The organism is Streptococcus sanguinis (assembly GCF_050234405.1).
GTDB lineage: Bacteria > Bacillota > Bacilli > Lactobacillales > Streptococcaceae > Streptococcus > Streptococcus sanguinis_W.
Window position 1 is genome coordinate 543,033 of record NZ_CP092117.1, and the last position, 16,406, is coordinate 559,438.

At 45.5% G+C, this 16,406-nt stretch carries 11 protein-coding genes, 10 tRNA genes and 2 rRNA genes; 15 read left to right on the top strand and 8 right to left on the bottom strand.

The features are described 5' to 3' along the window. Positions 1 to 51 precede the first annotated feature (51 nt). From MFP28_RS02730 to MFP28_RS02785, 12 genes are all read left to right on the top strand, one after another. Positions 52 to 2,952 (top strand): 23S ribosomal RNA (locus MFP28_RS02730). A gap of 116 nt (positions 2,953 to 3,068) precedes the next feature. Further along, positions 3,069 to 3,184: ribosomal RNA gene (rrf, locus tag MFP28_RS02735) — 5S ribosomal RNA — on the top strand. A 3-nt stretch (positions 3,185 to 3,187) separates the two neighbouring features. Next, positions 3,188 to 3,260 (top strand) — tRNA-Val (locus tag MFP28_RS02740). Positions 3,261 to 3,276: 16 nt separating this feature from the next. After that, positions 3,277 to 3,349, top strand: a tRNA-Asp gene (locus tag MFP28_RS02745). Between the two features lie 32 nt (positions 3,350 to 3,381). Continuing rightward, positions 3,382 to 3,454, top strand: a tRNA-Lys gene (locus MFP28_RS02750). Between the two features lie 5 nt (positions 3,455 to 3,459). After that, positions 3,460 to 3,541 (top strand) — tRNA-Leu (locus MFP28_RS02755). Between the two features lie 16 nt (positions 3,542 to 3,557). Beyond that, positions 3,558 to 3,630, top strand: a tRNA-Thr gene (locus MFP28_RS02760). A gap of 14 nt (positions 3,631 to 3,644) precedes the next feature. After that, a tRNA-Gly gene (locus tag MFP28_RS02765) sits at positions 3,645 to 3,716 on the top strand. Positions 3,717 to 3,723: 7 nt separating this feature from the next. Further along, a tRNA-Leu gene (locus MFP28_RS02770) sits at positions 3,724 to 3,809 on the top strand. A gap of 31 nt (positions 3,810 to 3,840) precedes the next feature. Beyond that, positions 3,841 to 3,914 (top strand) — tRNA-Arg (locus MFP28_RS02775). Between the two features lie 57 nt (positions 3,915 to 3,971). Continuing rightward, positions 3,972 to 4,045: transfer RNA gene (locus tag MFP28_RS02780), tRNA-Arg, on the top strand. 46 nt (positions 4,046 to 4,091) lie between these two features. Continuing rightward, positions 4,092 to 4,165, top strand: a tRNA-Pro gene (locus tag MFP28_RS02785). A gap of 370 nt (positions 4,166 to 4,535) precedes the next feature. On the opposite strand, the gene MFP28_RS02790 is transcribed toward MFP28_RS02785, so the two are convergent. The 4 genes from MFP28_RS02790 to MFP28_RS02805 all read right to left on the bottom strand — a co-directional run bounded on the left by MFP28_RS02790 (position 4,536) and on the right by MFP28_RS02805 (position 7,180). Further along, entirely contained in the window at positions 4,536 to 4,853 is a 318-nt protein-coding gene (locus MFP28_RS02790) for a DUF960 domain-containing protein (protein WP_002905830.1), read from the bottom strand. A 127-nt stretch (positions 4,854 to 4,980) separates the two neighbouring features. After that, positions 4,981 to 5,514: a nucleoside tri-diphosphate phosphatase gene (ntdP, locus tag MFP28_RS02795; RefSeq protein ID WP_002896978.1), complete on the bottom strand. Its 534-nt coding sequence runs from the start codon at positions 5,512 to 5,514 to the stop codon at positions 4,981 to 4,983. Between the two features lie 86 nt (positions 5,515 to 5,600). Further along, complete coding sequence (gene recX / locus MFP28_RS02800; RefSeq protein WP_002905832.1) at positions 5,601 to 6,377, bottom strand: recombination regulator RecX; 777 nt, start codon at positions 6,375 to 6,377, stop codon at positions 5,601 to 5,603. 26 nt (positions 6,378 to 6,403) lie between these two features. Then, on the bottom strand, positions 6,404 to 7,180 hold the full coding sequence (locus tag MFP28_RS02805; protein WP_002905833.1) for an aminoglycoside 3'-phosphotransferase: 777 nt from the start codon (positions 7,178 to 7,180) through the stop codon (positions 6,404 to 6,406). A gap of 55 nt (positions 7,181 to 7,235) precedes the next feature. Here MFP28_RS02805 and rlmD point away from each other — a divergent pair, with 55 nt between their 5' ends. Next, the gene (gene rlmD, locus MFP28_RS02810; RefSeq protein WP_002905835.1) at positions 7,236 to 8,606 is read left to right on the top strand and encodes a 23S rRNA (uracil(1939)-C(5))-methyltransferase RlmD; all 1,371 of its coding nucleotides are present in this window, start codon (positions 7,236 to 7,238) and stop codon (positions 8,604 to 8,606) included. Between the two features lie 185 nt (positions 8,607 to 8,791). Here the strand turns inward: rlmD and MFP28_RS02815 are convergent, their stop codons facing one another. The 4 genes from MFP28_RS02815 to MFP28_RS02830 form a co-directional block, all read right to left on the bottom strand. Then, the gene (locus MFP28_RS02815) at positions 8,792 to 9,496 is read right to left on the bottom strand and encodes an MIP/aquaporin family protein (protein WP_002905836.1); all 705 of its coding nucleotides are present in this window, start codon (positions 9,494 to 9,496) and stop codon (positions 8,792 to 8,794) included. A 67-nt stretch (positions 9,497 to 9,563) separates the two neighbouring features. Further along, the gene (gene glpO / locus MFP28_RS02820; RefSeq protein ID WP_002905837.1) at positions 9,564 to 11,390 is read right to left on the bottom strand and encodes a type 1 glycerol-3-phosphate oxidase; all 1,827 of its coding nucleotides are present in this window, start codon (positions 11,388 to 11,390) and stop codon (positions 9,564 to 9,566) included. Positions 11,391 to 11,458: 68 nt separating this feature from the next. Continuing rightward, a complete protein-coding gene (gene glpK, locus MFP28_RS02825) occupies positions 11,459 to 12,967 on the bottom strand; it encodes a glycerol kinase GlpK (RefSeq protein ID WP_002905838.1) in 1,509 nt (502 codons plus the stop codon). Between the two features lie 157 nt (positions 12,968 to 13,124). Further along, entirely contained in the window at positions 13,125 to 14,552 is a 1,428-nt protein-coding gene (locus MFP28_RS02830; protein ID WP_002905839.1) for a helix-turn-helix domain-containing protein, read from the bottom strand. A gap of 252 nt (positions 14,553 to 14,804) precedes the next feature. Between MFP28_RS02830 and MFP28_RS02835 the strand changes: the two genes are divergently transcribed. Together MFP28_RS02835 and MFP28_RS02840 are read left to right on the top strand one after the other, a co-directional pair. Continuing rightward, a complete protein-coding gene (locus tag MFP28_RS02835) occupies positions 14,805 to 15,035 on the top strand; it encodes a DUF1858 domain-containing protein (protein WP_002894544.1) in 231 nt (76 codons plus the stop codon). A 2-nt stretch (positions 15,036 to 15,037) separates the two neighbouring features. Continuing rightward, a complete protein-coding gene (locus MFP28_RS02840) occupies positions 15,038 to 16,399 on the top strand; it encodes a DUF438 domain-containing protein (protein ID WP_002905842.1) in 1,362 nt (453 codons plus the stop codon). Positions 16,400 to 16,406: the final 7 nt, after the last annotated feature.

Here is a 16,406-nt window from a genome sequence, read left to right on the forward strand (position 1 = left end):
CCGAAAACGCTGTGAATATTAATGAGTTTAAGACTGAAAGGTCAAAAATAAGGTTAAGTTAGTAAGGGCGCACGGTGGATGCCTTGGCACTAGGAGCCGATGAAGGACGTGACAAACGACGAAATGCCTCGGGGAGCTGTAAGTAAGCACTTGATCCGGGGATGTCCGAATGGGGGAACCCAACAGGTTGATGCCTGTTACCCATTTCTGTTAAGGGAATGAGGAGGAAGACGCAGTGAACTGAAACATCTAAGTAGCTGCAGGAAGAGAAAGCAAAAGCGATTGCCTTAGTAGCGGCGAGCGAAGAGGCAGGAGGGCAAACCGAAGAGTTTACTCTTCGGGGTTGTAGGACTGCAATGTGGACTCAGAATTTATAGAAGAATGACTTGGGAAAGTCTGCCAAAGAGAGTAAGAGCCTCGTATTTTAAATAGATTCTGTACCTAGCAGTATCCTGAGTACGGCGGGACACGTGAAATCCCGTCGGAATCTGGGAGGACCATCTCCCAACCCTAAATACTCCCTAGTGACCGATAGTGAACCAGTACCGTGAGGGAAAGGTGAAAAGCACCCCGGGAGGGGAGTGAAATAGAACCTGAAACCGTGTGCCTACAACAAGTTCGAGCCCGTTCATGGGTGAGAGCGTGCCTTTTGTAGAATGAACCGGCGAGTTACGTTATGATGCGAGGTTAAGTTGAAGAGACGGAGCCGTAGGGAAACCGAGTCTGAATAGGGCGTTTTAGTATCATGATGTAGACCCGAAACCATGTGACCTACCCATGAGCAGGTTGAAGGTGCGGTAAAACGCACTGGAGGACCGAACCAGGGCACGTTGAAAAGTGCTTGGATGACTTGTGGGTAGCGGAGAAATTCCAAACGAACTTGGAGATAGCTGGTTCTCTCCGAAATAGCTTTAGGGCTAGCGTCGACATGAAGATTCTTGGAGGTAGAGCACTGTTTGGGTGAGGGGTCCATCCCGGATTACCAATCTCAGATAAACTCCGAATGCCAATGAATTATGGTCGGCAGTCAGACTGCGAGTGCTAAGATCCGTAGTCGAAAGGGAAACAGCCCAGACCACCAGCTAAGGTCCCAAAATAATTGTTAAGTGGAAAAGGATGTGGGGTTGCACAGACAACTAGGATGTTAGCTTAGAAGCAGCTATTCATTCAAAGAGTGCGTAATAGCTCACTAGTCGAGTGACCCTGCGCCGAAAATGTACCGGGGCTAAAACAATTTACCGAAGCTGTGGATACCTTTTATAGGTATGGTAGGAGAGCGTTCTATGTGTGGAGAAGGTGTACCGTGAGGAGCGCTGGAACGCATAGAAGTGAGAATGCCGGTATGAGTAGCGCAAGACAGGTGAGAATCCTGTCCACCGTAAGACTAAGGTTTCCAGGGGAAGGCTCGTCCGCCCTGGGTTAGTCGGGACCTAAGGAGAGACCGAAAGGTGTATCCGATGGCCAACAGGTTGAGATTCCTGTACTAGAGTATGAAGTGATGGAGGGACGCAGTAGGCTAACTCGTGCGTACGATTGGATGTACGTCTAAGCAGTGAGGCGTGGTATGAGTCAAATGCTTATACCTATAACGTTGAGCTGTGATGGGGAGCGAAGTTTAGTAGCGAGTGAGTGATGTCACACTGCCAAGAAAAGCTTCTAGCGTTGTATCATACTCTACCCGTACCGCAAACCGACACAGGTAGTCGAGGCGAGTAGCCTCAGGTGAGCGAGAGAACTCTCGTTAAGGAACTCGGCAAAATGACCCCGTAACTTCGGGAGAAGGGGTGCTGACTTTGGTCAGCCGCAGTGAATAGGCCCAAGCAACTGTTTATCAAAAACACAGCTCTCTGCTAAATCGTAAGATGATGTATAGGGGGTGACGCCTGCCCGGTGCTGGAAGGTTAAGAGGAGTGCTTAGCGGTAACGCGAAGGTATGAATTGAAGCCCCAGTAAACGGCGGCCGTAACTATAACGGTCCTAAGGTAGCGAAATTCCTTGTCGGGTAAGTTCCGACCCGCACGAAAGGCGTAATGATTTGGGCACTGTCTCAACGAGAGACTCGGTGAAATTTTAGTACCTGTGAAGATGCAGGTTACCCGCGACAGGACGGAAAGACCCCATGGAGCTTTACTGCAGTTTGATATTGAGTGTCTGTGCCACATGTACAGGATAGGTAGGAGCCTATGAGATCGGGACGCCAGTTTCGATGGAGGCGTTGTTGGGATACTACCCTTGTGTTATGGCCACTCTAACCCGGTAGGTTTATCATCTACGGAGACAGTGTCTGACGGGCAGTTTGACTGGGGCGGTCGCCTCCTAAAAGGTAACGGAGGCGCCCAAAGGTTCCCTCAGACTGGTTGGAAATCAGTCGCAGAGTGTAAAGGTATAAGGGAGCTTGACTGCGAGAGCTACAACTCGAGCAGGGACGAAAGTCGGGCTTAGTGATCCGGTGGTTCCGCATGGAAGGGCCATCGCTCAACGGATAAAAGCTACCCTGGGGATAACAGGCTTATCTCCCCCAAGAGTTCACATCGACGGGGAGGTTTGGCACCTCGATGTCGGCTCGTCGCATCCTGGGGCTGTAGTCGGTCCCAAGGGTTGGGCTGTTCGCCCATTAAAGCGGCACGCGAGCTGGGTTCAGAACGTCGTGAGACAGTTCGGTCCCTATCCGTCGCGGGCGTAGGAAATTTGAGAGGATCTGCTCCTAGTACGAGAGGACCAGAGTGGACTTACCGCTGGTGTACCAGTTGTTCTGCCAAGAGCATCGCTGGGTAGCTATGTAGGGAAGGGATAAACGCTGAAAGCATCTAAGTGTGAAACCCACCTCAAGATGAGATTTCCCATAACGCAAGTTAGTAAGAGCCCTGAGAGAAGATCAGGTTGATAGGTTAGGAGTGGAAGTGTGGTGACACATGGAGCGGACTAATACTAATCGCTCGAGGACTTATCCTAGAATAAGAAATTCATCAGAGTGCAGCGAATGGTTTAGAGAAATGTGAGATTTGATATTGTATTCAATTTTGAGTTGACAAGGCTTGTCTGAGAGGACAGGACAGTTAATTCAATAGTTAAGTGACGATAGCCTAGGAGATACACCTGTACCCATGCCGAACACAGCAGTTAAGCCCTAGAACGCCGGAAGTAGTTGGGGGTTGCCCCCTGTGAGATATGGTAGTCGCTTAGCGAAGGGAGTTTAGCTCAGCTGGGAGAGCATCTGCCTTACAAGCAGAGGGTCAGCGGTTCGATCCCGTTAACTCCCATATTCTGAAAAGAATAGGTCCCGTAGTGTAGCGGTTATCACGTCGCCCTGTCACGGCGAAGATCGCGGGTTCGATTCCCGTCGGGACCGTTGAAGTCGAGAAGATTTCAATAAAAGTAAGAGACTCGTTAGCTCAGTTGGTAGAGCATTTGACTTTTAATCAAAGGGTCACTGGTTCGAGCCCAGTACGGGTCATAAGAGCGGGTTTGGCGAAATTGGCAGACGCACCAGATTTAGGATCTGGCGCTTTAGGGCGTGGGGGTTCAAGTCCCTTAACCCGCATATAAGATAATAATGAGCCGGCTTAGCTCAGTTGGTAGAGCATCTGATTTGTAATCAGAGGGTCGCGTGTTCAAGTCATGTAGCCGGCATTTTTGAATAGGATGCGAACGTAGTTCAGTGGTAGAACATCACCTTGCCAAGGTGGGGGTCGCGGGTTCGAATCCCGTCGTTCGCTTGAGGCGGCCGGGGTGGCGGAACTGGCAGACGCACAGGACTTAAAATCCTGCGATTGGTAACGATCGTACCGGTTCGATTCCGGTCCTCGGCATAGACTTGTAAGAGGCAGTAGAAGAAGATGAGCACCCTTAGCTCAACTGGATAGAGTACCTGACTACGAATCAGGCGGTTAGAGGTTCGACTCCTCTAGGGTGCATTTAATTGTTTGATTTTTTCTTAAGTTTTGCTATAATGAATATAATATGAATAGTGAGCACCCTTAGCTCAACTGGATAGAGTACCTGACTACGAATCAGGCGGTTAGAGGTTCGACTCCTCTAGGGTGCATTTGGCAACGAAGCCTTATGGCTCCGTTTTTAGATTGTTTAAACACCGGGAAGTAGCTCAGCTTGGTAGAGTACTTGGTTTGGGACCAAGGTGTCGCAGGTTCGAATCCTGTCTTCCCGACTAGATAACATTGAAGATAGATATACTTATCTATCTTTTTTCTTTTTTAAGAAAAAAGTGTGTCCAGTATCTATGACTTAGCTAACATATGTTGTTATTAAGACTTCTTACTTATTGTTGGATTTAATAAGTAATACAATCTTTTAGAACTACTGGTTTTGTCTCTTTATATAATCCTATTTGAAAGCAAGGGATTTGATTATTCAACTAGGTTTAGTTTGATTTTAAAGTCTAGTGTTCCAGAAGTTTAGTTTGTATCAGGCTGCTGAAATATACTTTCCATTTGATATGAATAATTCTAAAGATAAAAACCTCTGATAGCAGTGAATAGTTGCCTTCAGAGGTTTTTATATGTGCTGAGTTTGGTTTACTACATCAAAGAGTATTCGTCAGATAGCATAATGGTTTCTTTACCCTTGTTATCAACGATGTAGACTTTTCTAGGAAAGAAAGGGTCAAATTGGTAGTTTAAATCAAATGAAATAATAGTGTTGAAGTTTTTTTGTGAGAAGCGAAGAGATACTCTTCCTTGGCTATTGATGATTTCGAACTTGAGGACTGGGCGAAGTTCAAAGACTCCTTTGAGATTGTTATCAATAACGTACCAGAATGAGTCTATAATTTCTTCAGGGAGGCTCGTCATGATGCCAAAGCTGGCATATCGGCCGAGAGTATTTGTAAATGCCATGGGAGACTCCTTTCTTACAGTCTGGATTTTCTTATATGATACCCGAAAATGCTTGAGATTGCAAGAATTTGACCTCTGGCAGGTCTGAATTAGACAAAAGAAAAAGAGCTTACGCTCTTTGACAACTTTATCGATTCTTTAGTTCAACATAACGTTTGTACCAAATATTGACATAAGCATCTGAAAATGGACCTCTTCCGTTGTTAATCCAATCAACTAGGATTTTGACATTTTCTTTGAGAATGAAATCCAAATCATCAGAATAGTGCATCTGCTTTTTGTGGCGTTCATATTCTTCTACATCCAACAGGCGTTTTTCACCATCAGCAAAGACTTTGACGTCTAAATCATAGTCAATGTATTTTAGAGCTTCATTATCCAGATAGTAAGGGCTGGCTAGGTTGCAGTAGTATGAAGTTCCATTGTCTCGAATCATGGCAATGATATTAAACCAGTATTTTTTATGAAAATAGACAATGGCTGGTTCACGTGTTACCCAACGTCGGCCGTCACTTTCTGTTACCAATGTGTGGTCATTAACACCAATAATGGCGTTTTCTGTTGTCTTTAGTACCATGGTATCTCGCCAGGTGCGGTGAAGATTCCCATCATGCTTATAACTTTGAATTGTAATAAAGTCGCCTTCTTTTGGAAGTTTCATAACTTACCAACTTTCTACAATTTATAAGTTTATCTTCTTTATTGTAACATATTTTCATAGAAATGCATAAGTTTTCATAGAAAATCTTAAAGATATTCTCTCAGAGCGCTGGCGATGTCGGAGAAATCATAGCCTTTGCGAGCTAGAGCTTGGGTCAGACGCTGTTTTAAGTCATAGCCGTCGTATTTTTTTGAGTACTTGCGGTATTGCTTCTCTAGCTCTTTATAGAGCAGTTCTTGCTGGTTTTCTTGGTCTTCTTCGATTTCCAAATGCTGATAGGCGGTTTTGGCTTGACTATAGGAAAAACCTTTGTTTATCAAGGATTGAAGAATTTTATCTTGTAAGGCCTTGCTGGGCAGTTTTCCCTGGTATTTTCTGAGTAGCTTTTGGGCAACCTTGTCTGTTAGTTCAGTGAAATCAAACTGGCTCAATTCGTCTTCTATGATAGTGCTAGAAATCCCTTTTTGACTGAGTTTTTGCTTGAGAACAAAAGCGCCTTTGTCACCGGTGAGAAAGTTAGATTGGATAAAAGAATGAGCATATCTTTTATCATTAATCCAATTATCCTTTTTTAGATTGTCCAAGACCTGGCTGATGGTTTCTGGTTGGATGTCGTGCTGCGTTAAGTAGTCTTTAACTTCCTTAGCAGTTCTTTGCTTGAAGGAGAGATGGTAAAGAGCTAGATTTTTTCCGTAAGAAAATTGGGCATAATCTTGAATTTCTGATAGCTCCTGCTCTGTGATTTCCATTCCTTTGGACAGCATGAAGCGGACGATGGTGTCTTCTGTAATATAGAGCTTTTCACTGCCGTCCAACTCCAAGAGGTAGAGTCTTTTTTTCTTTTCGATTTTTGTGATTTTCATAAGAGATTTTGGTAGAATCCTTTCTTTTAGCCAAATGCTTCAAAGGCAGCTATCAAGCGCAGTTTGTCTGTATCAACATCCTTCCTGCCATAGTAGTCAAGAAAGAGCTCTGCGTATTGGGGGTCAGATAAATTATAAGTAAGAGACCAGATCGCCCAGTAAAGGTCAATGTGGCGATCGCTAAGGCCGGAGAGGCCAACGTCAATAAAGCAGGAGAAGGTTGCTGCGTCTTTCAGAATGAAATTAGGCAAGCAGGCATCTCCATGAATCAAGGCATCCACCGTCAGTAAGTGTCCCTGCTCTTGGATAAGCTGGTAGGCTTCCTCACGACTTGAGATGTGAAATTGAGGCAGCAAGGCTTTTTGATAAAAGCAACCTTTCCGATAATTTTCCTCTGCTTGCTCTTTATAGTGTTGGAGGCGATGCTGGATTGGGAAATGCTGGGGTTGGATGCTATGAAGTTTTCTGAGCGCGGCAGCCATCGTTTGGCAAAGATCTTCTGGCTGTTGGAGAAAGGCTAGGGCGTCCTTGCCCTCGGCTTCTTTAGTCAGCAGGTAGTCTTTATCTGCTGTCAGGTAGTGAATGACAGGCACACCGAGCCCTTGCTTCTCAAACCATTTGGCCAGTGTGGCTTCTTGGGCTAACTGGCCTTTTTGGTCGATTTTCAAATAATAGCCCGTATCAGCATAGAAAACACTGGCTGCAGAATGTGAGGAGCTGTCGTAAAAATTTGCTCCCTCTAGATAAGTTCGTATTTGCTCAGGGAATTGGGCTAGTGGAAGGGATATTTTTTCTGCTTTCATACTTTTATTGTAACATATTCTCAACTAATGCGAGGCAGCGTGGTATAATAGAAGCATGAATGTGAAAGTGAAGCAAAGAATCCCTTTGAAAATTAAGAAAATGGGGATTAATGGTGAAGGGATTGGATTTTATAAGAAAACGCTGGTCTTTGTACCGGGGGCTTTGAAAGGCGAGGAAGTCTACTGTCAGGTGACCAAGGTTCAGCGTAATTTTATCGAGGCCAAGCTCTTGACCATCAACAAGCGCTCGAAATTTCGGGTGGAAGCGCCTTGTGAGATTTATGATAGCTGCGGGGGCTGTCAAATCATGCACCTCCACTATGACAAGCAGTTAGAGTTTAAGGAAGATTTGCTGCGTCAGGCATTGAAAAAATTTGCGCCAGCTGGTTACGAAAACTACGAGATTCGTCCGACCATTGGTATGCAGGAGCCGCTCTATTATCGGGCTAAGCTGCAGTTTCAGACTCGGAAGTTCAAGGATGAGGTCAAGGCTGGGCTCTATGCCCAGAATTCCCACTATCTGGTCTCGCTGAAAAACTGTCTGGTTCAGGACAAGGTAACGCAAAAGATCATCAATAAGGTGGCTCGGCTTTTAGGCAAGTATAGGCTGCCCATCTATGATGAGAGAAAGACTGCTGGGGTACGAACAGTCATGATTCGCAGGGCCAGAAAGACAGGTCAGGTGCAGATGATTTTTGTGACAGGTCGCAAGCTAGACTTTTCTCCAGTCGTCCGAGACCTAGTGGCTGAATTTCCAGAGTTGGAGACAGTAGCGGTCAATTATCATACGAGCAAGTCCAGTGAGATTTACGGGGATAAGACAGAGATTATCTGGGGCGAGGAGGCTATCCAAGAAGGAGTGCTGGACTATGAGTTCTCCCTGTCGCCTCGAGCTTTTTATCAGCTCAATCCTGAGCAGACAGAGGTGCTCTACGGGGAGGCGGTTAAGGCGCTGGATGTGACGAAAGAAGATCATTTGATTGATGCCTATTGCGGAGTGGGGACCATCGGCTTTGCCTTTGCTAAAAGAGTCAAGTCTCTGCGTGGCATGGACATCATCCCTGAGGCCATTGAAGACGCTAAACGCAATGCAAAACGCATGGGCTTTGACAATACACTCTATGAGGCTGGAACGGCAGAGGAAATTATTCCTCGCTGGTACGCTGAGGGTTATAGGGCGGATGCCTTGATTGTCGATCCGCCACGAACTGGTCTGGATGATAAGCTGCTGGGGACGATTGTCCGCTATGCACCTGAAAAGATGGTCTACGTTTCCTGCAATGTCTCAACTCTGGCTCGGGATTTAGTCAAGCTCTCTCAGGTCTACGATGTTCACTATATCCAGTCGGTTGATATGTTTCCGCATACCGCTCGGACCGAGGCAGTGGTGAAATTATCCAAGCGAGATAGCTCTCGTTCGAGTTAATCGTAAGCAGCTCGCAAGAGCTGACAAAATCATTCTAAAAAGGACTTAGTTTTCTTGTAATACAGAGCTAAGCCTTTTCTTTTGTCAAAATCGCAATGGTTTTATAGGGAGATCAGTTTCCGCCTAATCAATTAGTCACAAAAAGAGAACACTCGTCAAGTGTTCTCTAATGGCAATCAGTTATATTAGAATAAACCGAAGACTAGGACTGCAAGGACGGCACCAATAATTGGTCCGACAACTGGAATCCAAGCATAGCTCCAATCGCCATTTCCTTTATTTGGAATCGGAAGAAGACTGTGCATGATGCGAGGACCTAAGTCACGAGCTGGGTTTAGGGCATAACCTGTTGTTCCACCAAGCGAGAGACCAATTCCGACAATTAGTGTTCCAACTGCAAAAGTACCAATGCCTGCTTGCAGCTTATAAAGTCCAAGAGCGAAGATAGTCAGTACAAGAACAAAAGTTCCAAGGATTTCACTAATCAGGTTAGAGAAGGTATCTTTGATAGCTGGGCCTGTGCTAAATGTACCCAGGACGTTAGCCGAATTTTCTTCAGCGAGATAGTGAGGTTTGAACTGTAGGAAGACTAGGAACTGTCCGACCATAGCACCTGCAAACTGAGCAAGGACGTAAGGAAGAACAGATGCCCAAGGCAAATCACCTTTCAGAGCTACTCCGATAGTTAGGGCAGGATTCAGATGGGCTGGGCCAAGGTTGCCAGATACAAAAGCAGCGATGGCAACAGCAATCCCCCATCCCATGGTGATTACAATCCAGCCTGAATTGTGACTCTTAGTTTTGGGAAGAACCACACCTGCAACTACACCATTACCCAGAAGGAGCAAGAGCAGTGTTCCTAAAAATTCGCCAAATATTTCTTTCATCATTTATGTTACTCCATTTAAAAGAAGGGGAGACAGACAGTTGTTAGTCTACCGCCTCTTCTCATATTTTCTATTTTTTTAATTCTTCTAAATCGTTATTTGCAAGGGCAGCTTGAACATCATTGCGATAAGCTGCTTTTTCTTCTTCTGTCCAGTCGTAGAATCGTCCCATTTCATCCAGAACAGGCTCTACAATAGCATCTAAGCTATCCCGCATAAAGAGCATGTGATTTGTCCGGCGAAGCAAGAAGTCAACTGGGCTGAGTGCTAATTCATTACGCATAGCATAATGCAACGACAAGGTATCCGCTAGGTTAAGACCTGGTGCTTGTTCGATACTGTGAGCGAGGGCAAAGACTTTAGGAGCATTGGAGCCGTAAAGATTTGCAAGATAGAAGGCTTCTTTGCTTTCTAAGCCGCGAGATACACCAAGTTGAGCAAAAGCTTCGATTTCGGAATCCACATTTGCTGGATTGAGCTCTCCGCCTGAAACAGGGTAGGTCTTAGAGTTGATGAGCTTGAAGCTGCGGTCAAATTCTGCTTTGAGGATTTCAACCACACGCTCCATAGCGCCTTCAGCCATCTTACGATAGTCTGTGATTTTACCGCCAGCAAGGGTCAAGAGGCCATTGTTATCACGTTCCAAGCTGGAACCGCGGGACACAGCAGATGGATCCAAGTGTTTTTCAGAAGTGCTACTTTCGAGTTGCGTAACAGCCGCCTCGACATCCTCACGGGATTTTTCTTTAGCCAAATAGCTTTCAACGGTCGCAATCAGTGCATTGAAGCTTTCGTCGCTAATGGTACCGTTGTTTCCGCCATTGTAGTCAGAAGCGCTGTTTCCTGCAATCAGAGGACGAAGACCCGCCCAGCTGCTTTCGATATCGTCAATCGTGATGTTTGCTTCTGGGAAGCGATTATTGACAATGCCCAAGAGGTAATCTACATCTTCTTGTGTTACTTTTGGATGCTCCAGGTCACCAGTGTAGTCAGTGTCAGTCGTACCAAAGTAGGTTTTATTTTCACGCGGAAGAACAAAGACCATCCGGCCGTCTCCCAAGCTTGTATCAAAGTAGACTGGCTGAGAAACCTTGATCTTGCTAGAGTCAACTACCAAGTGAACTCCCTTGGTTGGACGCATTTGTGAGTATTGCTCACCGTCATTTGATAGATTGCGCACCTTATCGCTCCAAGGTCCAGTTGTGTTGATGACCAAGCGAGCCTTGATTTCAAAGACTTCATCCGTCAAGAGGTCACGCGCAACAACGCCTGTAATCTTTCCAGATTCATCAAATAGGAAGCCTTCTGCCTTGACATGGTTGGCAATCAGGGCACCGTCTTGGTTGGCGCGTTTGATATTTTCAATCACGAGACGTGCGTCGTTGTTGCGGAAGTCAAGATAGACACCGCCGCCGACTAAGCCCTCCTTCTTGAGTTCAGGTTCCCGTTCTAAGACTTCTTCCTTGCTCAGGACCTTGTTGGCAGCAGGAGTGTTGTTAACACCGGCCAAGAGGTCGTAGAGGTCCATAGCCACTTTGAGACGGAAGAGGCTGAAGGTAGCACCCTCTTCTTCGTAGACAGGAAGCAACATAGGATCTGGTTTTGGAATATGAGGGGCAATTTGCTGTACCACAGCACGCTCAGAAACTGTATCTGAGACCACCTCTACGTCGAATTGCTTAAGGTAACGAAGGCCACCATGGACCAGTTTGGTAGAACGGCTAGAAGTCCCTTCGGCAAAGTCCTGCATTTCAATCAGACCGGTCTCCAGGCCACTAGCTGCAGCTTGCAGGGCTACTCCAGCACCGGTAATCCCACCACCAATAATCAGGAGGTCCAAGGTGCGTTCCTGCATCTTTTTAATCGATAATTCACGTGTTTTCTTTGAAAATTCCATAATTACACACTTTCTAACTTAGTCATTTCATGCTTCTACTGACTTGATTATCAAAATATGAATCAGTATCAGTCGTCGATTTCTGCAAAGACTTGGGTTGCCTTAACGGCTTTTTTCCATCCTTTGTAGAGTTGTTCCTTGCGGGATTCATTCATAGACGGTTCAAAGAGTTCTCCAGTTTCATTGAGAGTGCGGAGTTCGTCTAAGTCTTTCCAGTAGCCTACTGACAGGCCTGCCAAGAAGGCTGCACCGAGAGCAGTTGTTTCTAAGTTTTTAGCACGGGCAATATCGATTCCCAAAATGTCAGCCTGGAACTGCATGAGGAAGTTGTTCATAGCAGCACCGCCGTCTACTTTGAGGACTTGAATAGCAGTCTTGGCATCCACCTGCATGGTATCAATGATGTCTCGTACTTGGTAAGCGATGGATTGCAGAGTAGCCTTGATAAAGTCTTCCTTGCTGGTTCCGCGGGTCAAGCCAAAGACAGATCCACGGGCATTTTGATCCCAGTAGGGAGCGCCTAGACCTGTAAAGGCAGGTACGACATAGACTTCGTCATTGTTGTGAGAATTGAGAGCATATTTTTCAGATTCTGGTGAATTTTCAACCATCCGAAGACCGTCGCGTAGCCATTGAATAGCACTTCCTGCAATGAAGATAGAACCTTCTAAAGCATAGTAAACTTTTCCGTTGATACCGTAGCCGATGGTTGTTAAGAGGTTGTTTTCAGATAGTTGCATCTCTTCACCAGTATTCATGATTATGAATGAACCAGTTCCGTAAGTATTCTTGACCATGCCAGGCTCAAAAGCTAACTGTCCAAAGAGAGCTGCCTGCTGGTCACCGGCCATACCAGAGATTGGAACTTCTCCACCGTAGAAATGGAATGGAGCAGTCTTACCATAGATTTCTGAGTTAGAACGAACTTCTGGAAGCATAGCCTTTGGAATGTTAAGAATTTCCAAAATCTCATCATCCCATTTAAGTTCCTTGATGTTATAGAGCATGGTACGGGCTGCATTTGAGTAGTCAGTCACGTGAGCCGCACCGTCAGTCAATTTCCAAACCAGCCAGGTATCAATAGTCCCAAAGAGCAATTCACCCTTTTCAGCTCTTTCTTGCGCTCCCTCAACATGGTCCAAAATCCAGCGAACCTTGGTAGCAGAGAAGTAAGCGTCAATAATCAAACCAGTCTTTTCATGGAATTTTTCCACATAGCCTTGGCTTTTCAGCTGTTCAGCCAGAGGAGCAGTCTGGCGAGATTGCCAAACGATAGCATTATAGATAGGAAGACCAGTATTCTTATCCCAAACGACAGTTGTTTCACGCTGGTTGGTGATTCCGATGGCTTCGATTTGGTTGGGTTTGACTCCACTTTCGATAAAGGCACCGGCGATAACGGACTGCACGGAGTTCCAAATTTCATTGGCATTGTGCTCAACCCATCCAGCTTGAGGGAAAATCTGAGTAAATTCTTTTTGACTGGAGCTAACTTTTTCTCCTTTTTTGTTAAAGATGATGGCGCGGGAACTAGTAGTTCCTTGGTCGATGGCCATGATGTATTTTTCTTGTGACATGAACTGTCCTCCTAGTAAAAATCTTGAGGATGTTTCCTCTACAGTAACTAGTATATAAAATAAAACGCTTTCTTTTTTATCAACTTTTTTTAATTTTTAAAAAAATATGAGGATATTGTGCGAAAATCACAAAGAAACCTGGATTTCTCCAAGTTTCTTAATGAAATATCATGTTCCGAATTTTTGCTAAATCTTCCAAATCCAGGTCATTTTTTAAATAATAGATGGGAACTTGCTGGGTCTGATGGATGGGATTGTTGGTGATGATGAGGTCATAATTTCTGGTAAGGTCGTAGGATTCAATCGTAATAAAACGATTGTACTCTAAGTATCGCCTTAAAATGGCCGTCATCCTGGAAACAACGATAAAACTATCTATCAAGTCCATGCCTATCTTGATGACTTGACCGTCGTTTTCAGCAATGTATTCCATCAGCTGGAGCCATTCCCACAACACCTTTTTATCCAGAGATGTTCCCTGCTGGAAAATAGGCAATTTGCTAAAAATCGTGTCTGCCACTTGTCGATAATCGTATTCGCTCCATAAGTAAGGATGGCGCAATTCCAGATCATGCTTGTATTTATCTTGCAAGAGATAGCCTTTGAAAAGAAAGACGCGGGCGCAGAGCTGGCTGAGTTCGTAGGTCACCTGGTCCTCAATATAGTCATCTAGCAAGTCCTGGCCCTTCATCTCTTGAATCAGTTGCGTAATAAGACCGGCAATTTCACCGCCAAAGCCCAGAATATACTCCATGGTGTGCAGAGGCAGAATCCGATGGGAAAGCAGAAATGAAAAGAAAATCATCATTTCGCCATCTTCGAGACTCAGGGTGATGTGCTGACCGGCAAAGAAATCATTTGTTCGACGATGCAAGCGCTGGTAGAAGATATTTTCAAAGTAGCCCTGCATTTTCTGCTCAATATTTTGAAATTGACAGGCATTGACTCTTAGGCGCTGTTGGGTGATATGTGCCCAAAGGGCCAAGTCCAATTGCTGTCCTTGAGAGAGCTGGGCTCCGCAGAGTTCTTCTAAGACGGCAACTTCCTGCCTTCTTTCTGGTTTTTGAAGTTCTTTTTCCCAATCTTGGCTGGACCAGACCTTGCGAAAGAGGCAGAAATAAAAATAGCGGATTTGGTGTTCAGGGCCTTTCAAGCGGCCATTTTGGATAGATAGCTCAAACTCTGATAAAATCTGATTTAAACCGGATATATGACGGCCGAGTGTTGCTTCACTGATCATGAGCTCTTGGGCTAATTGATGGGCTAAAAACTGCTGATGATAGAGCAAGTGGTTTAAAATCTGGTATTTGACGGCATTGTCCAAAAAGAGCCTGCAAATGTCCCGTCCCTTGGTATCAGGTCCGATGGACAGACTGAGCGTTTCGTCCTGAAGCTGGATGGATAAGGCTGCATGATGGTCCATAGCCTTGTCGTTAATCAGGCTAATGTACTTGGTCAAGGTTGCTTTCGAGAAGCCGGTTTCAGACATAACGTCCTTCAAACTGGATGTAGAATGCTGCTGTAAATAAGACAGGACAATAAACTGCCCCGCTTCACTCTTTTCCATTAAGTCTGCAAGATACATACGAAAACCCTCTCAATTCACTAATCTTAGCTTATCACAAAAGGGAAAAAAGACGAAGCAATGTGCTTTATATTTTCTTATCGTTTCCTAAGGCAATAATGGAAGGCAGAAGTCTGTTATCATGTCTATCTTAATTCGCTATTCCATTTTGTTTGAACAGTGTAAGAGGAGTAGAATCCAATTCTTCTTTGCTTTGAGTCTGATCGCTTTTTTATGGTATAATTGTAGAAAAATGACGATAAGGAAGCAGCTATGGATAATGTGATTGATTTGTCTATCCCGGTGGCAGAAGTGATTGAGAAGCAGCCCGAGGTTTTGGATGTTCTGGTAGAATTAGGCTTTACGCCTCTGGCCAATCCCGTTATGCGCAATACAGTCGGGCGCGTGGTTTCTATCAAAAAAGGTGCTGGTATGAATGGCATTGACCTTAATAAAATCAAGCAAACTCTGGAATTAAATGGCTATGAAGTGGTGGGGATTTAGGCATGGCTACTGAACGCATTGAAGTCCTCAAGTCTATCTTGCTGGACTTACATAATGGAGCTTCGGCAGAATCTGTTCAGGAGCTTTTCAACGAGCATTTTGCAGGTGTATCCGCTATTGAAATCAGCCTGATGGAGCATGAGCTGATGAACTCGGATACGGGAGTGACCTTCGAAGATGTCATGTCCCTCTGCAATGTCCATGCCAACCTCTTTAAAGGTGCCATTCAGAATGTAGTGGTGGCTGATACCGACCATCCAGGCCATCCGGTACAGGTTTTCAAGCAGGAAAATCTAACCTTGCGGGCAGCCCTTATGAGGGTTCGCAGGCTCCTATCTACCTATGAAAGCACAGAAGATGAGGACCTTCTTCCAGAAATCCGCAAGGGACTCCAGCGCCAGCTGGGTTTGGTGGGTCAGTTTGATATCCACTATCAGCGCAAGGAAGAGCTCATGTTTCCCATCATGGAGAGCTACGGTCATGATTCGCCGCCCAAGGTCATGTGGGGGGTAGATGACCAGATTAGAGAGCTTTTCCAAGAGGCTAAGATTGCTGCAGAGCAACTGCCGGATACTTCGATTGAGGAAGTCAAGGACAAGTTTGAGGCTTTTGTGGCTGAGTTTGAAGCTATGATTTTCAAGGAAGAGTCCATTTTGCTTATGATTCTCTTGGAGTCCTTTCATCAGGATGACTGGCTCAAGATTGCTGAGGAGAGCGATGCTTATGGCTATGCCATTATCAAGCCGACAGAGAAATGGATTCCTGCGCGGCACTCATTCTCGGAGGAGGAAGCTGGGGCTGCTGATGATGAAGGAAGCGAAGCGCCAGCCAGCATAGAACAGACAAGTGATGGGAGATTTGAGCAGGTCATTGATACGCCGGATGGTCAGGTCACCATTTCCTTTAAACCCAAGGAAAAGAAGGAGCAAACCTTTAATCGGGACTCACAACAGCCTTTTGGTCATGGCTATCTGTCAGTGGCGGAGGCCAATCTGATTTTGGACCATCTGCCCATGGAGATTACCTTTGTCAATAAGGACGATATTTTCCAGTATTATAATGACAGCGTGCCGGCGGACGAGATGATTTTCAAGCGGACGCCTTCCCAGATAGGGCGCAATGTCGAGCTCTGCCACCCGCCCAAGTTTTTGGATAAGGTGCGGCGGATTTTCAAGGCTCTGCGCGAGGGAGAGCGGGACAAGTTTGAGATGTGGTTCAAGTCAGAATCGCGGGGCAAGTTTGTCCATGTGACCTATGCCGCGGTGCGGGATGAGGCCGGTGAATTTCAAGGGGTGCTGGAGTATGTACAGGACATTCAGCCCTTCCGTGACATTGACAGTGATTTTTACCGAGATTTGGACTAGGTATTTG